This window comes from Streptomyces pratensis (assembly GCF_016804005.1).
Lineage (GTDB): Bacteria > Actinomycetota > Actinomycetes > Streptomycetales > Streptomycetaceae > Streptomyces > Streptomyces pratensis_A.
In genome coordinates this window covers 6,603,507-6,622,538 of sequence record NZ_CP051486.1, presented here as the reverse complement: position 1 = coordinate 6,622,538, position 19,032 = coordinate 6,603,507, and the positions used below count along the sequence as shown (strand labels likewise).

The 19,032-nt window shown below is 67.0% G+C and carries 27 protein-coding genes and 2 pseudogenes; 6 read left to right on the top strand and 23 right to left on the bottom strand.

Annotated features, from left to right (window positions below; genetic code table 11):
- Positions 1-6: 6 nt before the first annotated feature.
- From HED23_RS27645 to HED23_RS27595, 11 genes are all read right to left on the bottom strand, one after another.
- The gene (locus HED23_RS27645) at positions 7-570 is read right to left on the bottom strand and encodes a hypothetical protein (RefSeq protein ID WP_203186084.1); all 564 of its coding nucleotides are present in this window, start codon (positions 568-570) and stop codon (positions 7-9) included.
- Between the two features lie 487 nt (positions 571-1,057).
- Positions 1,058-1,609, bottom strand: a complete 552-nt coding sequence (locus tag HED23_RS27640) for a hypothetical protein (protein WP_203186083.1) — start codon at positions 1,607-1,609, stop codon at positions 1,058-1,060.
- A gap of 83 nt (positions 1,610-1,692) precedes the next feature.
- On the bottom strand, positions 1,693-2,811 hold the full coding sequence (locus tag HED23_RS27635; RefSeq protein WP_238442129.1) for a DUF2637 domain-containing protein: 1,119 nt from the start codon (positions 2,809-2,811) through the stop codon (positions 1,693-1,695).
- On the bottom strand, positions 2,811-3,230 hold the full coding sequence (locus HED23_RS27630; RefSeq protein WP_203186082.1) for a DUF6195 family protein: 420 nt from the start codon (positions 3,228-3,230) through the stop codon (positions 2,811-2,813). The genes HED23_RS27635 and HED23_RS27630 overlap by 1 nt, the downstream gene beginning before the upstream one ends.
- Positions 3,230-3,577, bottom strand: coding sequence for a DUF4326 domain-containing protein (locus HED23_RS27625; RefSeq protein ID WP_203186081.1), 348 nt, complete (start codon positions 3,575-3,577; stop codon positions 3,230-3,232). Before HED23_RS27625 ends, HED23_RS27630 begins: the two co-directional genes overlap by 1 nt.
- Entirely contained in the window at positions 3,577-4,305 is a 729-nt protein-coding gene (locus tag HED23_RS27620; protein ID WP_238442128.1) for an ATP-binding protein, read from the bottom strand. Before HED23_RS27620 ends, HED23_RS27625 begins: the two co-directional genes overlap by 1 nt.
- A gap of 2 nt (positions 4,306-4,307) precedes the next feature.
- Complete coding sequence (locus HED23_RS27615; RefSeq protein ID WP_203186080.1) at positions 4,308-5,168, bottom strand: hypothetical protein; 861 nt, start codon at positions 5,166-5,168, stop codon at positions 4,308-4,310.
- The gene (locus HED23_RS27610) at positions 5,168-5,527 is read right to left on the bottom strand and encodes a hypothetical protein (RefSeq protein WP_203186079.1); all 360 of its coding nucleotides are present in this window, start codon (positions 5,525-5,527) and stop codon (positions 5,168-5,170) included. Before HED23_RS27610 ends, HED23_RS27615 begins: the two co-directional genes overlap by 1 nt.
- 61 nt (positions 5,528-5,588) lie before the next feature.
- Positions 5,589-6,170 carry a WhiB family transcriptional regulator gene (locus tag HED23_RS27605; protein ID WP_203186078.1) on the bottom strand — a complete coding sequence of 194 codons (582 nt, stop codon included), beginning with the start codon at positions 6,168-6,170 and terminating at the stop codon, positions 5,589-5,591.
- Between the two features lie 56 nt (positions 6,171-6,226).
- Positions 6,227-6,601, bottom strand: a complete 375-nt coding sequence (locus tag HED23_RS27600) for a helix-turn-helix domain-containing protein (RefSeq protein ID WP_238442127.1) — start codon at positions 6,599-6,601, stop codon at positions 6,227-6,229.
- The gene (locus HED23_RS27595; protein WP_238442126.1) at positions 6,601-6,915 is read right to left on the bottom strand and encodes a transcriptional regulator; all 315 of its coding nucleotides are present in this window, start codon (positions 6,913-6,915) and stop codon (positions 6,601-6,603) included. The genes HED23_RS27600 and HED23_RS27595 overlap by 1 nt, the downstream gene beginning before the upstream one ends.
- 374 nt (positions 6,916-7,289) lie before the next feature.
- On the opposite strand from HED23_RS27595, the gene HED23_RS27590 reads away from it, so the two are divergent.
- Positions 7,290-8,126 carry a helix-turn-helix transcriptional regulator gene (locus HED23_RS27590; protein ID WP_238442125.1) on the top strand — a complete coding sequence of 279 codons (837 nt, stop codon included), beginning with the start codon at positions 7,290-7,292 and terminating at the stop codon, positions 8,124-8,126.
- Positions 8,127-8,181: 55 nt separating this feature from the next.
- Here HED23_RS27590 and HED23_RS27585 read toward each other — a convergent pair whose 3' ends face one another.
- From HED23_RS27585 to HED23_RS27575, 3 genes are read right to left on the bottom strand one after another with little or no spacing between them, the layout of a single operon-like run.
- Positions 8,182-9,369 (bottom strand): amidohydrolase family protein, encoded by a 1,188-nt coding sequence (locus tag HED23_RS27585; RefSeq protein ID WP_203186076.1) that lies wholly within the window; start codon positions 9,367-9,369, stop codon positions 8,182-8,184.
- 23 nt (positions 9,370-9,392) lie between these two features.
- Positions 9,393-10,508 (bottom strand): MAB_1171c family putative transporter, encoded by a 1,116-nt coding sequence (locus tag HED23_RS27580; RefSeq protein ID WP_203186075.1) that lies wholly within the window; start codon positions 10,506-10,508, stop codon positions 9,393-9,395.
- Positions 10,509-10,511: 3 nt separating this feature from the next.
- On the bottom strand, positions 10,512-11,090 hold the full coding sequence (locus HED23_RS27575) for a hypothetical protein (RefSeq protein WP_203186074.1): 579 nt from the start codon (positions 11,088-11,090) through the stop codon (positions 10,512-10,514).
- Positions 11,091-11,769: 679 nt separating this feature from the next.
- Between HED23_RS27575 and HED23_RS27570 the strand changes: the two genes are divergently transcribed.
- Together HED23_RS27570 and HED23_RS27565 are read left to right on the top strand one after the other, a co-directional pair.
- Positions 11,770-12,207 (top strand): pyridoxamine 5'-phosphate oxidase family protein, encoded by a 438-nt coding sequence (locus tag HED23_RS27570; protein WP_203186073.1) that lies wholly within the window; start codon positions 11,770-11,772, stop codon positions 12,205-12,207.
- Between the two features lie 302 nt (positions 12,208-12,509).
- Positions 12,510-12,773 (top strand): SpoIIE family protein phosphatase, encoded by a 264-nt coding sequence (locus tag HED23_RS27565; protein ID WP_203187651.1) that lies wholly within the window; start codon positions 12,510-12,512, stop codon positions 12,771-12,773.
- Positions 12,774-12,880: 107 nt separating this feature from the next.
- Here the strand turns inward: HED23_RS27565 and HED23_RS35495 are convergent, their stop codons facing one another.
- The 3 genes from HED23_RS35495 to HED23_RS35485 form a co-directional block, all read right to left on the bottom strand.
- Complete coding sequence (locus HED23_RS35495) at positions 12,881-13,219, bottom strand: alkylmercury lyase family protein (RefSeq protein WP_238442124.1); 339 nt, start codon at positions 13,217-13,219, stop codon at positions 12,881-12,883.
- Positions 13,220-13,230: 11 nt separating this feature from the next.
- Positions 13,231-13,452, bottom strand: a complete 222-nt coding sequence (locus tag HED23_RS35490; RefSeq protein ID WP_238442123.1) for a hypothetical protein — start codon at positions 13,450-13,452, stop codon at positions 13,231-13,233.
- Positions 13,453-13,525: 73 nt separating this feature from the next.
- The gene (locus HED23_RS35485; RefSeq protein WP_238442317.1) at positions 13,526-13,861 is read right to left on the bottom strand and encodes a hypothetical protein; all 336 of its coding nucleotides are present in this window, start codon (positions 13,859-13,861) and stop codon (positions 13,526-13,528) included.
- An 82-nt stretch (positions 13,862-13,943) separates the two neighbouring features.
- Here HED23_RS35485 and HED23_RS35480 point away from each other — a divergent pair, with 82 nt between their 5' ends.
- The 3 genes and pseudogenes from HED23_RS35480 (at position 13,944) to HED23_RS35470 (ending at position 14,364) form a co-directional block, all read left to right on the top strand.
- Positions 13,944-14,156: a MerR family DNA-binding transcriptional regulator gene (locus tag HED23_RS35480; protein ID WP_238442122.1), complete on the top strand. Its 213-nt coding sequence runs from the start codon at positions 13,944-13,946 to the stop codon at positions 14,154-14,156.
- A pseudogene (locus HED23_RS35475) lies at positions 14,131-14,208 on the top strand (heavy metal-responsive transcriptional regulator); the annotation flags it as partial. The gene HED23_RS35480 and the pseudogene HED23_RS35475, both read left to right, overlap by 26 nt.
- Before the next feature lie 18 nt (positions 14,209-14,226).
- Positions 14,227-14,364 carry a hypothetical protein gene (locus HED23_RS35470; RefSeq protein WP_238442121.1) on the top strand — a complete coding sequence of 46 codons (138 nt, stop codon included), beginning with the start codon at positions 14,227-14,229 and terminating at the stop codon, positions 14,362-14,364.
- Between the two features lie 140 nt (positions 14,365-14,504).
- On the opposite strand, the gene HED23_RS27550 is transcribed toward HED23_RS35470, so the two are convergent.
- The 6 genes and pseudogenes from HED23_RS27550 to HED23_RS27525 form a co-directional block, all read right to left on the bottom strand.
- A complete protein-coding gene (locus HED23_RS27550; RefSeq protein WP_203186072.1) occupies positions 14,505-14,915 on the bottom strand; it encodes a four-helix bundle copper-binding protein in 411 nt (136 codons plus the stop codon).
- 130 nt (positions 14,916-15,045) lie between these two features.
- Positions 15,046-15,583: pseudogene (locus HED23_RS27545) on the bottom strand (DUF4396 domain-containing protein).
- A 65-nt stretch (positions 15,584-15,648) separates the two neighbouring features.
- Positions 15,649-16,545: a F510_1955 family glycosylhydrolase gene (locus HED23_RS27540; RefSeq protein ID WP_203186070.1), complete on the bottom strand. Its 897-nt coding sequence runs from the start codon at positions 16,543-16,545 to the stop codon at positions 15,649-15,651.
- A 94-nt stretch (positions 16,546-16,639) separates the two neighbouring features.
- The gene (locus HED23_RS27535; RefSeq protein WP_203186069.1) at positions 16,640-17,275 is read right to left on the bottom strand and encodes a DUF305 domain-containing protein; all 636 of its coding nucleotides are present in this window, start codon (positions 17,273-17,275) and stop codon (positions 16,640-16,642) included.
- Between the two features lie 123 nt (positions 17,276-17,398).
- A complete protein-coding gene (locus HED23_RS27530; protein WP_203186068.1) occupies positions 17,399-17,800 on the bottom strand; it encodes a DUF6153 family protein in 402 nt (133 codons plus the stop codon).
- Between the two features lie 320 nt (positions 17,801-18,120).
- Entirely contained in the window at positions 18,121-18,393 is a 273-nt protein-coding gene (locus HED23_RS27525; RefSeq protein WP_203186067.1) for a hypothetical protein, read from the bottom strand.
- Positions 18,394-19,032: the final 639 nt, after the last annotated feature.

The window sequence follows — 19,032 nt, the reverse complement described above, 5'->3', positions numbered from 1 at the left end:
GCCCCGTCACGCCCAGGGCAAGGCGGTGACGCGCCAGCCCTTGGAGGTGTGCTCCAGGCGGAGCGCGAGCTGTTCGCTACTGCTGCGCGTGTGAACGGACTTCGGGGCGGTCGTGAGGGTGTAGCTCACGCGGACGAGAGCGGAGGAGGCCGTTGCCGCAGGTGCGCCGTCGGGGACGACTGCTGACGTGATCTTGGCCGTCTGATGTGCCTTCTCGGCCCGCAGGGCGGCCCAGGCGGCCTCTTGACCCGGCCGTTTCTGGGCGAGCACGCCAGCGAGTTCCCCCGAGGCGAGCCGGGCTGCCCGAGCGCCGGCATCCGCGTACGAGCTGTCGGCACCGTCGCGGGCATCGTGCTCCGCGTAGGTCGTAGTGAAGGCCCGCGCCGCCCGTTCAACGTCCTTGGGGAGCCCGGTAGCTGACGAGGAGGAGGCGGCGCTGCTGTGCGGCGTGGCCGTGTCGGGGATGCCCGCCGAGACGGAGTGCGGCTGCGCGGACGCGGTCGAGGCCGGGGAGGCGTCGTTGGTCGAGTTGGAGCAGCCGGTCGACAGGAGGGCCAGGGAACCAGCCACACCTATTGCGGCTGATATGGGTGTGAAACGGGTAGATCGAGGCATGCGGGGACCACAACCTTGGTGCAAGAGATTTCGGAAGTGCGAGTGGCGCGGTCCCGCGGGGGGCTGGGGGCCGTGCCGCTCCTTCGCAGGAAGGAGGGGGATTCCTTCTGCGGGCTTTACCGGCGAATGCCGGGGAAAGCGCAAAGCAGGCCGGAGCGTATAGCTCTATCTGCCTGTCTCATCTGCGGAAGAGTTCGATCTTGTTTCGCATCTGCGAGACGGTTGAGCTGGCGGGCGCGTTACTCATATCAAGGCCATCAGCCCCTTCCGTAATTCGGGCGAGACCGCGAGCAGATCCCTACAGCCGGAAAACGCCTTGTGGCGTTGGCCGTGCCTGAATCCTTGCAGGGGTTCGCGGACAACTCGAATCACGAAAAAAGCCGGAACTTAATTCCAGGAATTAAGTTCCGGCTTTCGCTCGGGGGGAGGCTTTGCGGGCTTCTTATGCGCCCCCGTGGCGCAGGTGCTCGATCGCCACGCCGAGCCACGGCGCGGCCGGGCCGGAAAGGAGCAGGGGTGCGCACGTGCTGTACGAGAGGACGACGGCGGACGGCTCAGCAGCGACCCCGGTCAGAAGGGCGTGGTCGAACGGCATCCACTCACGAGCCCTCAGCGGCAGTAGCCGTACCCCGGTTGAGGTGAGCACCACTTGGGCGGCGGTGTGATCGCGCCACTGCGGAAGAGCGGCATCCTCCGCTTCTTGGCGCCGACGGGCGTCGAGTCGCCCGTTGCTCACCCACCGCCGGCCGAAGGTCGGGTGATCCTCGAAATACCCGCTGGGCGAGGTCGGGGGGTCGACCTCTGTCCCGTAGAAGCGGGCGGCGGAGCACGCCACGTCCGCGAAGGCGACTTCACCGGCCGCAAGTGCAACGCCGTCCGCTTGGACCGGCACAAGATCGCCGCCGCCCTGGAGGTGAACCGTGAGGGCGGACGCTGCCTGTACGGCATCGGCGCGGACGGCGTCCTCCGCCCGGTCGCGTCGGCGAGACCACATCGTCGTTCCTTCCTGATCAAGCTGACCGGCCGGAGCATGCACGGCGCGAGCCACGCAGGCCCCGGGCCCGTCATGAGATGAGATCACCAGAGGGCGGTGGAGGCAGCGGCGGGTGTCCTCGTTGCCTCGTCGTCCTCTTCCTTCAGCCGGGCCAGCAGCACACCAAGGCGGTCGTTGCTGATCGCCTGGTGCTTGCGGACGGCGTCCCCTACAACCTCACGACTGGTCCGTCCGGCCCGCTCGGTAGCGGCCCGCGCGATCGGCAGCAACTCTGCCAACCAGTCGTCGTCCGCCTCCCGGTCCTGGGGGCACTCCGCGTCGTCCGGGACGGACGGCTTTTCGCCGTCCGTAGGGGTCCGGACCGCCGTGGGGCCGGAGGATTTAGTGCTCTCCGGCACTGCTGTGGTCGGCGCGTGGTCCGCAGGTCCGCCGCCCGGTCCGTCCGCGCTCTTACCCTCCGTCTCCTCTCCGTCCGCTCCCGCGGACGGGTGAGCCGCAGCGTCCTCCGTACGCGGTTCCACGTCGGGCAGGGGCTCGGCTTTCCGCAGGTCAACGGTTACTGCGGCGGCATCCTGCGGCGCGGACGGACCGCTCGTCAACCGGCGCGGAGGCATCGATGCTGGTGCTTCCAGCGGACGAGAACCCTGCTGGACCGTGACGCGTTCGAGCGTCGGAGACTCCTCGCGGACCGGTCCGGGACCAGTGTCAGCCCGGTCCGGGACCGCCCGCTCAGCCGTCCGCGCCATCAGGATGTAGAGGTGGACCGATCCGGCCAGTGCGAGCGGCGCGAGCATCGACAGCACGCCGACGACGCTGTCCGTAAGGTGCAGCGCGGACCGTCCGGCCTGCGGAGAATCGTTCAACGTGATGGCGTGCAAAGCGTTCGCGCCGAGGCTCGCCCCGGTCGCCGCGAGAAACAAGAACCAGGCGTAGAGCCGTGCGGCGAACCGCTGGTGCCGAAGGAGTACGATCGCCCGCACGCCGTAGGCAATGAACCCGTCGATGAACACGGGAAAGAGGTAGGACAAGGTCTCCCTGGCGTGGATCGCAAGGGCGATCTGACGCAGTGCGTCGTACGAGAAGGCGAAGCCGGCCGCGCCGAGCAGAATGATCGCACTGCGGTCCCAGGCCGTCATTCCGCGCAGGCTGTAGCCCTCCTGCTGTTCGGTTCCCGCCGCCGTGTCTATGTGTGCGTGTGACATCAGAGGTTGCCCCCGTCGCGCGGGCTGATGTCCTGCCAGGCAGGGGTCTGCGAGAGGAGCTGTCCGAGCTGTTCCAGAGACGTGACCTCGTGCACGTGCTGACTCGGGCAGCTCACGCACGACACCCGCAGCGAGATTCGTTCCGTGCCGCCCTGATCGGTGTAGTACAGCTCCAGGTGCTGGCCTCCGGTCGTGTCGAGCGACGCAAAGGCTTGCAGGTGTTCCTCGAAGCTGAGAAGCCCAAGTACCTCCCAGTCGAGCGTGACTGCGGCGTCCCCCAGGAGGGTGCGTGCGTACTTGGATGCTGCGGTGATCGACCTCGGACCCCAGGTGCGGAACGCGGCCTCCCGAGCGGTCTTGCGCCGCGCCTCTGCGGTGGTGAGGTGCTTGGCCGCAGCGAACATGATCGGGTGACTCATCAGGGGCCTTCCAGAAGATCGGTAGTGCAGGGTGCGGTGCTGCCGCCGGGCTCATTGGCCAGGCGGAGGAGAACGTCCGCGTGGCACGGAGCGTCAAGGGGGCATGTGCACATCAGGTCCAGCCCGCGCAGGACTCGGGCGAAGCGAGCAGCGTAGTGACGTCCGACCGGGCCCCGGAGCGTGGCGGCGAAGAGGTCCACCGACTCCGCAGCGTCCATCGGAGGGCCGAGCGGGGACCGCACCCCGGCTGTGAACGGGTTCACGTACCGGCTGCGAGGACCGACGTATGCACAGGCTGTGGGCAGCGCTGCGGCGTCGCGGGACGCTCCGTGGAGGCGGACGGGCATTACGCCGCCCTCCCACCACGGCGCCGATCGGCGCCGATCATCGGCACGAGGGTCGTGACCATCTCGGCCAGACGGCTCGCCACGCGGGCACCGACGAAGTCGCTCAGGTCCGGGCCGTTCTCATCACGGGCCGGAAGGTTGGACGTGATGATCGTCGGCAAGCAGTGGTTGTACCTGAAGTTGATCAGCCGGTACGTGACCTCTTCGGTCCATTCCGAGGTCTTCGCCGTGCCGAGGTCATCGAGGAGCAGGTACTGAACCCGGCTGAGCCGTTGCAGCTCGTGTTCTGCTGCCCCCATGACCTGTGACGGGCGCAGGTTGCCGTACATGTCCGCTGAGTTCACGGCGATCAGCTCGAACCGGTCCGGTCCGCCGGCCGCGATCCTCCGCAAGGCCCCGTACGCCTGGTGCGTCTTGCCGGTCCCCGTGAGCCCGGTGAGGAGCAGAGCGCCAGCGGCAGCGTTGTCCGTGAGTGCCCGGTCGGCCCAGCTGATGACCTCCGGCAGCGTGGCCTCAGCATCACGGAAGCGGGGAGGGGTTGCCCGCTGCCAGCGGCTCACGGCGTAGTCGGCCCGAGCCCGGCAGTGCCACTCGCGGTCTCCCGGGTTCTCTTCCGGTGCCTCGTCGGCGGGGTTGAGGTCCGGCACGGCCTGAAGTCCTTTCGCAGCGAGTATTCGTTCCATGGCGCGCATCGACCTGGCGCTGCCCGCGCGTTCCGGCTCTGCCATGATCAAAATCCGTTCTGGTAAGCGCTGGGGGCAGCGCTGTTCTGAAAGGGAATCCAGCCTCCGGACTGCCGACGCAACGGCACGACATTCCCGGAGGAGGCTGCTGCGGGAGCGTGTGAGGGCAGATCAGCCCAGATACGCAGCAGATAGCGGGCGGACTGTGGCGGGCGGTCGGCGTTCCATCGCCGCGCCACCATCTCGACCAGCCGTTCATTTCCCCAACGTGCTGCGAGAGCTGTTACCCGATCCCATTCCGATTCGGTCAGTCGCCAGCCGACGAGCATTCCAGCGCTCGTTATGGCTGTTACCAGGTCGTTGGCTCCGTCCGGAACCTTCACCGAGTCCTGCTTGACGGTGCTGCTCTCTCGGTGCGACCCCAGCGAGCTAGCTTGCTCTTTGGTGGTGGTAATACTCCCGTAGGGAGTATTACCACCACGCACGCGCGAGGAAGAAACTTCCAAGTCTGTGTGCTGAAACTTCCCACTTCTGGCTTCCGGAGCGGAGTTCTGGGAGGGAAGTTCCTGGAACCTAGTTCCCTCTTCTGAATCTTCAAGGTTGGGAGTAGGAAGTACTTTCTCTGAACCGACACGGCCAACGCCATTGCTGCACAGCAGTATCGAGTAGGCATTCGGGTTGGAAGCACCCCCTCCCCGCTCGTGGCTCAGTTCTCCGAGCTTCGCCAGCTCTCCGAGGCACTTTGTTATCGAACGGGGAGTAAGACGGGTAAGCGCCGATATCTCTTCCAGGGTCAGCGTCGCCTTGCCGTCGTCGTCCGCCTCACGGGCCAGAGCCAGCATGACGAGGCGTGAGCCCCGGCATGACTTTGACTGTGACCAGACCAGTTCGGTCGCTATGTCGCTCATCAGTGCTCACCGCAACCGATGGATATGCGACGGCTGAGGGAAAGACAAAAAGACTGGTCGTCTTCCGGGACGTAGCCGTTTTGATGCGGCTCCGGGGTGAGATACAGCGTTTCGGTAGGGAGGTAGAAATCGTGGGCGCGACGCCAGTCGGCGGCTCTGCCGAAACCGCGCCTGACCATTCGTGCCACTTCCTCTTCGGTCCTGCGGTCGATGAGCATGCGGTAAAAATCCGATTCGAAGAGGTGGGTAACAGACCGACTTACGGGAAAGACCCGTACGAGCACGTCCGTAGGTGCAATTTCTCGGATCTCAGCACCGATGTTCGTGCGGCGAAATCCGGAGGGGCTGTTCTGAAGCATGGGAGAACTCCCGTGAACGCAGGGTCCGCCGTGTGGAAGAATCGTTTCTTCGGGAGCGAAGTCAGGCGGCTACAACGCGGAGCGGAGGCGTGCTCTGCTCGGCCTGAGACTTTCGATAGCGACGGGCGAGTTTCAGCAGATACTGGTGCGTTACGCCAAGCCCACGGGCGACGGCGGCGGCGTCCAGTGAGGGATCAGTGGCGAAGCGCGCAATCACCGCGTCCCGGGCGGGCTTTGTCAGAGGTGAGGTGCACCCTCTAAGCGCGCCTTCTACGGCTTTCTCGGTGTCCCGGTCTTGCCAAGCACGCCGCAACTCTGAGCGCTCCGAAGCCAGAAGACCGCCCCGAATGCCGTACTCGTCGTCACCTATGAGGGATTCCACCAGGCACCGGGCAGCGACGGCCACAGGGCATGACGCACAGAAATTGCGAGGCCGATTGAGAGAGATTCCCAATTTGGCCTTCACCACGTCGGGGTCTTCCCGTGGGCCGTCGGCGAGAGGGACGAACATGTTGATGTCCTGGTTGGTGCATCGGGCAGATTCGGCCCAGTGCTTACCCGGAGCTTTCTTCGACTCCTCCAGGAGGGGCAGCCAGTTTCCCTGATGCACAGCCTTGATCAGGCTGGATATGTCAGTGCTCATTTGTTTCTCGCGATGTTCGCAGCGCCGCGAATTGTTCCATCGGGCGCGAGAGGAGATCAGGAACGCTTACGAGAGCGCTTGGACGGCTGAAGCGCCATCAGTGGCGACTCGTCATCCCTCTGGGTCCTTGCGCCAGGGCTGACGAAGTGCATATCGGAAATCGCGTGGAGGTCGTCCTCCGTGAACTGCACGAATTTCCCGAACTTCCGGTGCGGGAGCGTCGATATACGCTCACGAAGCCACTTTTCGGGAATGTTCAACCGTTCAGCGGCTTCGCTGTACCCGATGTGCAGACGCTTGTCGCGGGAGTCCGTAGCCTGACTGCCCAACAAGGCGTCCAGGCCGCCGGCCTGAGCCAAGAGGCCGACCATGGCCGCGAGTCCCTGCAAGTCCACGGCCGGGCCCGCGGTCGCCGGTGCCACGGCCGCCATCACGCTTCCAGCCCGCGCAGTTCGGCGGTCCGCAGGTCGAAGGCATGCCCGCCGGAGGCGGCCCATCCGGCCTGGGGAAACGAGCGAATGATCCACCGGGCGATGGTGAGCGCCCTCGCCCGAGGGATATGAAGGGTCCGTCCACGAGCGTTCACGGCGGTCAGCCCGAGGTGTGGCCACAGAGTCCGAGGCCCCTGAAGGCGAACTTGTACGACGGCGGCTTCCGGCAGCATGGACGACAGTTGCGCCGCCAGCCGTTCGGCCGGGCCCGAAGGGATCTCCACCTTCGGGTTGCAGTCCGTAGTAGGGGACATGCGACACTCCTTTATGTGGTACGCCGCTCCGTCGTGCCGTGCGAAAGGACACGGAGTGGCCGTGCGAGTGACCAGCGCCCTTGTCGGGGGCCGCGGATCACGAGCTGTCTGGCGTCCGAGAGGTGCGAACTCTCGGACGCCGGTGGCGTTTTGAGGGGAGGGAGCGCACTCGAGTGATGCGCGGTAGCCCCTCTCCACCAAGTCGGTCCAGGATGCGAACCGCAGGTGGGTGAAGGCGGAGAGGGGTGCGAACCCCCTCGGTTTTCGCTAAGATGAAGCTATCTTGGTTCGCATAAAAAGTCAACAGTCCGAGGTTTCCTCGGTTCACCCAAAAACGAGGTCCGATGCCAGCTCGCCGTTTCGACAGAGAACGTGTGCGTTCGGTACGTCGGGCCGCGGACGTCTCTCAGGCTGACGTGGCCTCCGCCCTCGGCGCTGCGGACTCGACCGTGGCGGGGTGGGAGTCGGGAGCGACGACACCTGATCAAGAGAAGCTGCCTGCTCTCGCCCGGGTGCTGAACCAGGATCTGGACGACTTGTTCCCGCGCAAGGGCTTGCCCGATCTGACCGACCTGCGGTGCGACGCCGGCCTCTACCGGTACGAGACGCGGACGGTCATCGGAACCAAGAGCGATGGGCCGGTGGCTGGAGCTGAGCAGGGCGTCCGACGGCTCAAGGATCGGTACGTCCCTCTCCTGGCGGCTGCGTACGGGGTGACCGAGGACGAGCTGAAGCGCGCCCAGGACCGGGCCTTCGGAGAGGCTGACGAGGACGCCGCCGAGGCCGAGAAGGTGCCGGAGACACTGGCTGAGAAGATCACTCTCCTGCTGGAGCGCTCCTACCCGGGCAGAACCGCTCCGGGGGATCAGGAGATCGCGGACTCGGTGAACGTCTACGCGGGCTCCCAGGTCACGTCAGCCGAGGACGTCGAGGCCCTGCGGACGGGTGGAGACGACACACCGGTGCCCGTGGTCCTCGAAGGTCTGGCCAACTTCTTCGACGTCTCCAAGCTGTACTTCGAGCCGAACGAGTCCGTCGCCCGGCAGGTCTACGAAGGACTCCGCCTTATGTCGGCGGCCAGGCAGGGCAAGGTGGGCCGAGTCCGGGCCCGCGGAATGAGTGCCGAGGGCCTGCCGGCCGATGTCCTCTCGCTCCTGAATGACCTCGCCAGCGAGCTGGACAAGAAGGCCGGTCCAAGCACCAACGACTAGTGCCCTGCTCCACGGACCCGCGAGGATCAGGAAACAGGGCACCAGGGTGAGGTTCTTACTGTCCCGTGCTGTTCGGCTCGTGGCGCACACCGGAGGCGAACACGGTTTGGACTCCGCTCAGTGCGGAGAGATCCGCGAGCGGGTCACCGTCCACCAGGAGGAGATCCGCTTGGTAGCCGGGAGCGACCTTCCCCGTGATCTCGCCCAGGCCGAGGGCAGCAGCCGCTTGCGATGTCGCCATGTCGATGATCGAGGCGTTTGACAGACCCAGGTGCGAGTAGAACGACAGGGCCTGAGCAAGCCCGTCGAAGCCGGCGCGCTGCACGCCTGCATCTGTCCCCGCGATCAGGCGGACTCCAGCGTCGGCCATCTGCCGTACCAGGTCGAACATCGCGTTGGCGCGCTCCTCGCCGAAGAAGCGCGGGAGCATCTGCCAGTGCGGGCTTACGGCAGGGCAGACGGTGATGTCCTTCGCGATGATCTGCTGAACCACGTCGGGCCGGAAGTCCAGGCCATCGCTCGACATCCACGTGCAGTGCTCGATGGTGTCGACGCCGGCCTCTACGGCTGAGGCGATGCCGTCGGCACCGTGCGCATGGGCCGCGACAGGCACGCCCGCTTTGTGGGCTTCCTCCACCAGGGCGGCCAGTTCCTCCGCCGTGAACTGTGACTGATGGCTCCTGGGGCCGTCCTTCGTGAGACCGCCGCCGGTGACCATCGCCTTTATGACGCCTGCCCCGGCCGCGAGGTTGCGCCGTACGAGCTCGCGGATCTCGGCTTCGCCGGAGACTTCGCCGCCGAGGAAGTGGCAGTGTCCGCCCACGGTGGTGGCCGGGGTGCCCGCGGAGACGATCCTCGGTCCTGGTGTACGCCGATCGCTGATTTCCGCCGCCAGACGAAGCGCCAGTCCGCCGCGGTCGCCGAGATCGCGGACGGTGGTAACGCCACTGCGCAGGAGCTGTTCGCTGCGCCGCCGCATGTCCTCGAACAGGGCTTCATCTGTCGAGCCCTGGAGTGTGGACACCGGGTCAGGCCCGCCATCGAAGGCCAGGTGAACGTGAGCGTCGATGAGCCCCGGCAGCACGGTTCCGCCGAACTCGAATCGAGGTACGTCGGCCCCGGCCCGCTTCTCGATTTCCTTGCGCGGCCCAACGGCAGAGATCGAGTCGCCCTCGATGAGAACGGCACCGTCTTCCAGGTAGGTCCCCGAGTCGACGAGCACTCGTCCACCGGTAATCAGCATCGTGACTCCTTGATCTTGCGAGGTCATGCGGCTGCGCGCAGTTTGTCGGATACCGCAATCAGTTGTTTCACATCCGACTCGCGGTCGCTCCCCAGTGCCATCGCGAGCGGGACCGCGCGGCGGGGCGCGGGGAACCCCTTCTCGATCCGAGCGGAGGCCCGGCGGAGCCGGGCGGCGAGCTCGGCGGAGTCGATGTTGAGGATTGTGCTGTCGTCACCCTCGTCCAGCAGGTACGGGCTGATGTCCACCAGGCCGTCGCGGCACTCCACGATGCGGCGGTGGTAGCGCCGGTGCACGCCACGGGCTCGCCATCGGTCCAGCGCGGCAGAGGATGCCGGCCTCAGCACGTTGTTCGGATACGCCTCCGCCAGCAACTCCCACAGAGGCGAGAGGCGACGGTGATCACGCCGGTGTTGAAGCCAGAGTCGTAGGGAGGAGATTCGCGCTCGGGCTCCGGCGTAGGTGACACCCGCGGCGAACAGCAGGATTGATGCGACCAGGAGGAAGGCCACGGCCGCCATAAGGGGATGTGACACGTGCACGTCTGCTGAGCGAACGGCGACGATGACGGCTCGAATCGCGCACGCTACGGCCATCGCTCCCAGACCGACGGCGGTCATCCAGAGACCGGTGGAGTGCGGCCGTCGCGACATGCGGGCGTATCGGCGAGTCCACCGAAACGCCATGCCGAGGGCATACATGAGGTAGAGGCCAGCGCCGCCGTAGAAGAAGGCGATCTGGGGAATCGTCATGTCGGCCGTGCTGAAGCTGCCGGCGAAGACCTCGTGCGGCACCGACACCGCAGCCACGGTGATCGCGACTGCAACGACCCCGACCAGCACCGCTTCCCTGCGCGCCCGCCGACGCCCCGCTTCTTCGTTAGCGGCGGAGTAGAGGTAGAAGCACATGAGGAAGTAGACCGTCAGGAGCAACAGCACGTTCTGGATCAGCTTCGCCGTCCCATGGCCGGCGACGGTGTCGACTCCGGACGCGCCGCCGGGCATCGCTACGGGGTACGAGAGCGCAGCGCAGAGCAAGCAGAGGGTGACCGAGCGCAGAGGGGCGTCATGCGGGCTTCGCTTCCACTGGTAGAGCTTCCAGACCAGTGCGGCCAGTAGCCCCAGGAGCAGGAGTTCCACGTGCTACAGCCATCCTCGCCGGTCGCCAAGAGCCGCCTCGACCCGGCGCAGGGCGGGATCATCAGCCGGAGGAGTGGAGCTTGCGAGCAGGGTCGACCACTCCAGGATGATCGTCGCCACGAGTTCGACGGAGCACTCCTCGCCGTCGTCGTACGAGCAACGCTGGGCAACACGCTTGACCGCCTCGGTCCCGAAGACCGGCAACAGGGTGGCCCACCCCTCCACGTCGACGGCCGCCGCGTCTTCATCAGGAGTGGTATCCGGCGTATCCGTCTCCACCTCGCGGGCGGAGTCCTCGGTTGCCCTCTCGTTCTCCGCCACGAGGATGTGTCCGACCTCGTGCAGGATGATCCCATCCTGGTGCAGCTCGGTCGTCTCCTGCTGGTACAGGATCACGTCGTAGGTGTCGTACTCCGCCCACATGCCCGAGGGTCCGGGCTTGGGCAGCGGAGCTGCACGCAGAAACAGCGGGCGCCCGCGCCGCCGGCTCAGCTTCTCGCAAAGCTTGTGAACGTCGAGCGGGGGAGTTACCCCGAGGTCTTGCAGCTCCCGCCGAATCAGCCGGTGCAGATCCTTCTCCACCGTCCGGGCCGTGGCTGTACGCCAGCGCCCAAGGCGTCGGCGGGTGGCTCCATCCTGAGCGGGAACTGTGCGATCCGCCGCGTCTCGACCACTCTTATCCGACCACACTGAGTAATACCTCCAACCGGCTCTGATGGCTCCCCTGAACCGGGCGACACCGCGCCCACGTCGATGACGACCGGCTCGCGGCGCCGGAACCGACCGCGGTCGGTGATCCTGCGCCCCACCGAACCCCCCTCGCAGGGGAAGGGATGCCAGGGCATCCAGGGCTTCCTACCGCGCTCGGATGTCACGTACGCGAATACGCGCTGACACCCCGAGCGGAGCTGCCCCGTGGAGCTCCCGGGAACCTCTTTGGACAGTACGTGACTCTTCAGGCAAGGCATGGCCTGAAGAACATGATCGATTCGTGTAGACGGCAGGTAACTCCTCCCGGTCAAAGTGACGTAAAACAACCTTGTTCAATCCTGTACGAGGCCCTGAACTGCGTTTTTACGGTCCGGCGTGAACGGATCAACTTTTGCGAGTCGATGGGTGACTCCGTTATCAAGCTGAGACTTTAGGCGAGGCGAGGGGGCGGGCAAACGGCAGTGAAGTGGACAAAATGGCTGACTGGAAGGGGTGTGGCGGCGGTCACTCTGGGGCAGTTCGGGCAACTGAGGCGTTTACGCTTTCAGCCATGTCGAACGCGATATCCACCCAGCCGGACAGTTACCTGGAGTTCTGGAATGAGTACCATCTGTGCACATTGACCACGCTGCGGCCCAATGGGCGACCGCATGTCGTGCCCGTCGGTGTGACGGTGGATGTCGACGCTGGAGTGGCCCGGGTTATCACCCGCAAATCGAGTCGTAAAGTGGCCAACATTCTCGCGGGTGGGGGCGAAGCCCGCGTGGCCCTGTGTCAGGTCGACGGAGGCCAGTGGGCCACCCTCGAAGGGGTGGCGGAGGTGTGTACCGACGACGATGTGGTCGAAGACGCGGTTGCCCGTTACGGAAAGCGATATGGCCGTACGCCGGCTCCGGACCCGGAGCGGGTCGTCATCCTGGTCTCGGTCGAACGGGCATTGGGCCAGACCTTGGGCGCCCGACCCCAGCCAGCCCAGGCCGCTGCGTAGCGTCGAGCGATCCACGACATAGGCATATGCACACCCTGTGCCGCCGAGTCTTCAGGGCACCGGGCTCAGCGGCTTGGGCTGGCACCATCTCCTGTGCGCGCTCAGCGACCTGCATGGGCAACCCACGGCACTTGGTCAAGGAGACGAATCTCTTTTTCGCCACGGACACCGTGCTGGGCATGTTGCCTGAATCGCCGGCCGGTGTCCTGACCCGGGCGCCCATCGGGATCGCTTCCTCGTTCGCCCGAGGTCGGCTCTGGGACCGATGATGCTACGGCGACCGCTACGGCAGTGCATTCAATCTGCCGATCCAACAAAGTACCGAGCAGTTGGAGCTCGGCGACCGGCTGCTGTTCACCGACGGCATCACCGAAGCCCGCGCGTTCAGCGTGGAGCCCTTCATCGACTGCATCATCCGACACCACACCGACAACCTCCCCGTGGACGAGACGCTGCGCCGTCTCAAGGACGCCGTCATGGACTACCACCAGGGACGACTGGAGGACGACGCCACTGTCCATGTCTGCGAATGGCACGGCCCGCGCGCCTTTGATGGGGCTCCTTGAAAATCCCCACCACCCACTCGGGGTGAGCCAAGACCTGCTCGATGGATCTCCCCACCCACGACGGTTAGAGCGGGGCCGCCGCATCACCGTGACCAATAGGCGCGAGTTCAGGGGGCGAGCAGCGGACCGAAAGTCTGCTGTGCGATCTCCTCGGCCTGCGCCTGGGTGACTACTCGGCCGGGGATACCCGGGTGATCGTTGATCCAGGTTTGGGCGGAGGCGGAGGCGGTGGAGGTGAAGAAGTTCAGCGCGTCGCAGCATGCGGTAGCCGCGGGCCCGCCGCCTGGTCGCTGCCCGACGAACACCACCGCGTCTTCCGGCTCCCAGGTGGCCGCCTCGCCCCGGGTCGTGATGGTGACCTGCTCGCCATTCACCGGGTCCGAGGAAGTGATCACCGCATCCGCTTCCAGCATGGGGGGAATTCCGAGTGCGTCGATCGCGCACATGGACCACACCTCTACACCGCCATCGATCTGTACGCGGTGACGGGTCGGTACGGCGCAGAAGGGGTACGCCGCGTGATCTGCCCGGCCTCGTCCAGGGTCAGGAAGTCCTCGGCGGCCAGCTCGGCCAGCAGCTCTCTGGCCGTCCGGCCCGCCTGTTCGGCTACCGGCTCCAGCACCTCGGGACCGGGGGCTGTCCCGGTTTCGGCGAAGTACCGCAGCACCGCCTGGTGCACCGCCCGCAGGCCCTGCTCGGCGGGTGCACGGCGTCCCCGCCCGGCCCGCCCGACCGCATCGAGAGCGTCTGTCTCACAGCAGTCCCACCGGTGCGGCAGCGCTCACCTGGTTGGCACCGGTGAGGGCCTCGCGCAGCGCGGCCACACTGGGGGCGCCGGTAACTTCGCCGTCGGCGTCCCGGTACAGGCGGCACGACACGCTCGGCACCGCCCCGGCTGGCGCGAAGGGGTCCACGCCGTCCAGAAGGATTGTCGGCGAGCCGTTCATCCCGCGCGTGGCGGCCTGGTCCGGGTCGTGGATCTCGACCAGTTCCGTCTGCGCCGCCCGCCCCGCCAGTGCCGCGGTGATCCGCTCCAAGGCCAGTGGGGCGTTCGGGCACTCCGGAACCGTCAGCACCGTGATCCGCATCCTGCTCACCCTCCCAGCTCATCATCCTGCCCCGATGCTTGACCTTCCAGCGCACTGGAAGGTCAAGCGGTAACGTGGAGGCATGCGCATCGGCGAGCTCGCGGCGGCCAGCGGGCTGACCACCAAGACCATCCACTTCTACGAGCAGACCGGCCTGATGCCCGGCCCGCCCCCGCACCCCGAGCGGCTACCGCGACTACCCCGAGCAGGCGAAAGCCCCGCTCGACTTCATCCGCGACGCCCAGGGGGCAGGCCTCAGCCTCGCCGAAATCCGGTCCGTCCTCGCCCTGCGTGACGGCGGCCAGGCCCCTTACGCACACGTCACGGCGCTTATCGACCAGCACCTCGCCGACATCGAATGCCGCTTGGCCGAACTGACCGCCACCCGCGAGGTACTGCGCGGCCTCGCCCGGCGTGCCGCCGCTACCGACCCCGCCGCCTGCACCGAGGACGAGATCTGCACCATCCTCGCCCCAGCCGACGACCCGAAGGTCGATCGTTGAAACTCCCCACTTCGTTGAACCCCCGGGAGCGAGTGAGGCGAGGAGCATCCCTGGCCGTTTCCAAGGATTCCCATCGCCTTGACAGGGTGATACACAGAAGGGCGGGTTACCACCCGTCTGGCCAGGGAGCCCTGGGGCCGTCAGCCGAGGGTCTGGAGCAGTTCGTTGCACGCTTGTTCGCAGGAGCGACAGGTTTCGGCGCACAGGCGGCAGTGTTCGTGCATGCTGGCGTGCGAGGAGCATTCGTCGGCGCAGGCTTTGTACGCGGTGGCGCAGGCGGTGAGCATGGCGCGGGTGACGTTGGCGTCGTAGCCGGTGTGCCGGGAAAGTACGGACGCGGTGGCGTTGCAGATGTCGGCGCAGTCCATGTCGGTGCGGATGCACTTGGTGAGATCGCCGACCATGCCCTCCGAGAGGCAGGCGTCCGCGCACGCGGTACACGCTTGGGCGCAGGCGATGCATTCTTCGATGCAACGGGTGAGCTTCTTGCGGTCGACGTCGCCCAGGTCGGCCGGGTATGTGGCGAGCATGTCCTTCACGGTGGTGGACATCAGGATGCCTCTGTCTCTCCGTGGGACCGGCGGATCCGGTTGGTCGCCTCGCGAGTCCCCGGTATACCTCCAGCTAACTCCCATCAGCGCGAACGCGCCCGGCGCATGTGAGGTGCACCGGGCGCGGGGGTCAGTGGTAGGCGTGGACGACGGCGTGGCCCTTGCCGCGCCCGATCATCCACTTGTTCACCGGCGTCGTGATCAGGAACGCGACGACGAATCCGCCCAGGAGCGCCGACCAGAACAGCCCGTCCGACAGGTGGGCCTCCATCGCGCCGGGGGTCAGAGCGATGATGCCGTTGTCGACCAGCTCCATCACGGCGATCGAGACGGTGTCGGCGGCCAGTGCCACCTTGACCGCGCTCTTGAGGTCCAGGCCCGCCCGGAGAACCGCGAACAGCGTGAACGAGTAGCCGAAAAGGAACGCCAGCGAGATTGCCAGGACCATGGTCTCCACGTTGCTCCACAGCAGCGCGGTGCCGATCACCTTGCCGAGGATCTCGCCGATGGCGCAGCCGGTCAGGCAGTGCAGGGTGGCCTTCGCGGCCATCGGCCAAGACGCGCCCTGCGCGCGCTTCGTGGTGATCGGCGTGCGCGTGGTGGCCCTCGTGGGTGGCCGGGTCGTGTCCGGTGCCGGTTCGGTGAGTGCTGTCGTCCATGACCTCCATCCCCATTCCCGTCCAGTGTGGTCCGGGCTCCACATATCAACCGTATACCCCATAGGGGTATTCCTCTAGCGGTCTTCTGCCGCCTGTGTCGACTGGTGGAGGATCTTCCAGGTGCGCCCGGCGTCGCTGGAGTGATAGATGGTGTCGGTGCTGTCGGCGGCCAGCAGCCGCTGCGTGGTCACTGCGGTCAACACGGTGGGAACACCACCGCCGGGAAGGCGGCCGTGCTCGGTCCAGTTGCGACCGCCTTGACTGCTGAGCACGCGGCCGTCCGCCGCGAGGGCGACGAGCATGCCGGGCCCGGTTGCGTCGATGGCGACGAGGGCGGGGGCACCGGGAACGGCGTCGAAGGTGCGCCCGCCGTCGGTGCTGCGCTCAAGGCCCTTTCCCGTGGCGGCCCACACCGTCTCGGGGGTTTTTCTGTAGGCGGCGAGGTCGAGAAGCGGCTGCTTGGCGCGCTTGTTCCAGGTGCGGCCGTGGTCGGCGCTGGCCCACAGTCGACCGCTCTGGCTGTCGAATCCGTAGAGGGACGCGCCGGCCTGTTGGAGGGCGTGGAAGTCTGCCTCACCTTCGGCGGAGAGGGTCTTCCAGGTGCGGCCGGCATCGGTGCTGCGGATCAGGCCCAGGTGGGGCGAGCGGGCATCCGGGTCGGTCGGGGAGGGATGGCCGCTGGCCAGAAAGGTGGACGGACCGGTGACGGTGAAGCCCATGGTGTCCTGGTAGCGGTCGGCCACCCGAACCGCCTCGCCGTCGCTGAGGCGGAAGACTCCGAGATGGCCCGCGGCATAGACGGTGCCGTCGGCCGGGTCGACGCCGAGGCCGTGCAGATGCCCGGTCCCAGGATCGGCGGCCGGGGTGCCGGCGTCCGTTTCGGGGCCGGTGCAGGCGGCGAGCAGCAGGGAGGCTGCGGCCAGAAGCGCGGCGCGCCCGCGGCGCCGGGGTATGTGTACGGAGGCGATCACGTGCGATCCAAGCTGTTGAGGGGAGGCCGACGGCGGATGGGGCTGCACGGGCAGGGGCGGGCGTCGGTGGGCGCCCGCCCCTGCCGAGGTGCGGTCAGTTCTTGCCGAGCAGCTCGTTCATCTGGGTGATCTCGGCTGTCTGGGACGTGATGATCGTGTCTGCCATCTTTTTGGCCGGCTCGTAGGAACCGTCGGCCTTCTCGGTCTCGGCCATCGATACGGCACCTTCGTGGTGCTTGATCATCATCTCCATGAAGGCGGTGTCGAACGCCTTGCCCGAGGAGTCCTTGAGCTTGTCCATGTCCTCGGCCGTCATCATGCCGCTCATGCCGCTGGCGCCATGCTCGGAGTGGTCCATGGCACCTTCCGCGGGCACCTCCTCGCCCCACGAAGTCAGCCAGCCGGACAGTGTCTTGATCTCCGGGTCCTGGGCCTTCTTGATCTGCTCGGCGAGCGCCTTCACCTCAGCCGACCCGGCCCGGGACGGCGCGAGGTCGGCCATCTCGACCGCTTGGCGGTGGTGGGGGATCATCCCCTTGGCGAAGGCTACGTCGGCCGCGTTCTGCTGGCCCTGTGAGGCCGACGCCGAGGCAGACGGGGACTCCTTGCTGTGCCCGTCGTGTCCGGCCGAGCTGTCACCGTTCCCACCGCAGGCGGCGAGGACGAGGGCGGCGGCTGCCGAAGCGGCCACAGCGGCGGTACGACGGACGAGGGATCGCTTGCTGGTCATGGTGCAACTCCTTGTGCGCGCGGCTGCTGCGCGGCGGCGCGCGAGGGATCTGGAATGAGGGCGTACGAAGGCGCGGCACCGGTCCCGGGAACATCCGGGCATCGGGGTGCCGTGCGGGCCGCTCTATATCCGCAGGAGTTGCAGCTCGGACAGGTCGGGAGGCGCTCGGCAGCCTTCGGCGGGCCGCGCCGTGCCCGCCACGGGAGTGCAAGCGGCAGGCGTGTCCATGAGGGCGCTGGTCAGTGCGGGCGGCGCGTACGCGGAGCCGATTCCGGCCGCCGCACATGTCCCGTCCGCGTGGTCGAGATGGTTGTTGCTGCCGTCTGTGTGGGAGCACCCACTGCTCAGGTGCGGTGCGTCGGCCACTTGAGCCATCGCCATCTCGTGCGTGGCATCCGATCGCCCTGCCGGTGCCCCTCCGGGGCCCAGGGCATGCATGCCGAGCAGGCCGGTCAGCACGGCCAGCATGAGCAGCACGAACAGCCGCCCGGTGGGGCGGCGGCTGGATCCTGTGCTGCCGGTCATGCGCCCATCCTATGAGCAGCTGCCCACGAACCGCTTACTGGCCGGCCGGTTGCTACGGCGAGCAGTCGGGGCGAGGGCGTGACGGGCGGCTGGACTCTGCCTGGGCGGTGCGACGCCGCTCGCACCGCGAGCTGCTCACACCGCCCTTCACCAGGACGCGACCAGGCGGGTCAGGGTGCGGTGTTCGCTGACTCGTCGGCGGTGCTTGACCGTTCTGCGGGATGCGCCGCCGTCGAGAGACGCTCTCAGTCGGCCGACCTCTCGCGGAGATGGTCATTGCTGCCCGTCTGTGGTCCGCAACGCCGCCAGGACGGTTGCCGTCAGAACGTCGGGGGCCGCCGCGCTGGTACCGCGGGCAGCAGCAGCGGCGCAGACGCGAGGTCTGCCGGCCGGGAAGCGGTCGTGCCGGACAAGCCGGGCATCGTGCGCAGGCGGCGTACGGGGGAGCGGTAGAGGATCACGATCGGGACGATGAGCAGGCAGGCCCCGGCGATCAGTGTGGGGCGCACCCCGACCCAGGCACTGAGGCCGCCGGCGAGGAGCGCGGCCGGCGGCCGAGCACAGGAGGTGAGCCAGGTGCTCACAGACTGCATGCGGGCCTGCATGCCCTCAGGGGTGATCATTTGCCGAAGGGACCTCTGGCTCGTCCCGGAGGCTGTGGCCCAGAACAGCTGAACGGCCAGCGTCCCGGCGAGCACGACCTGCCAGCGCAGCCCCGGGTCCGGCGAGCAGGAGGGGGATCTGAGCCAGTGGGCTGACCGCGAACCCGATGATGATCGTCGGTCCGATGCCGATCCGGGAGGCGATGCGCGGGGCGAGGAGTGCCCCAGCCAGGCTGCCCGCGCCGCCAACGCCCATGATCACGCCAAACGCCATCGGGGACACGTGTAGGCCCACGAGCAGGTTTGTTTCCGCAGAGACTGTGTCCCCCGCACGCCGTGTCGCCTTACGGGGCAGTTGATGATGTGGTCGGTGCCGCACAGCAGTAGGGCATCGTGTCGCTTTCTCCATCCCGGAGCCGTGACGAGCGCCACACCCTACCGGCTCCGCGCCCCCTCTCGACAAGATGCGCCAGCGTGCTTACACGTTTGCGCCTGGAGGGCTGAGGTCTCCGATCGTGGGCGCGCCTGGGCAAGCCGGGCTTTATCGAGCCTGCCCAACTGAACGAGCAGGTGACCCGGCTGCAGATCACAGCCACCGTGGTCCTCGTCGAGACCAGGGCCTGCGCGGTG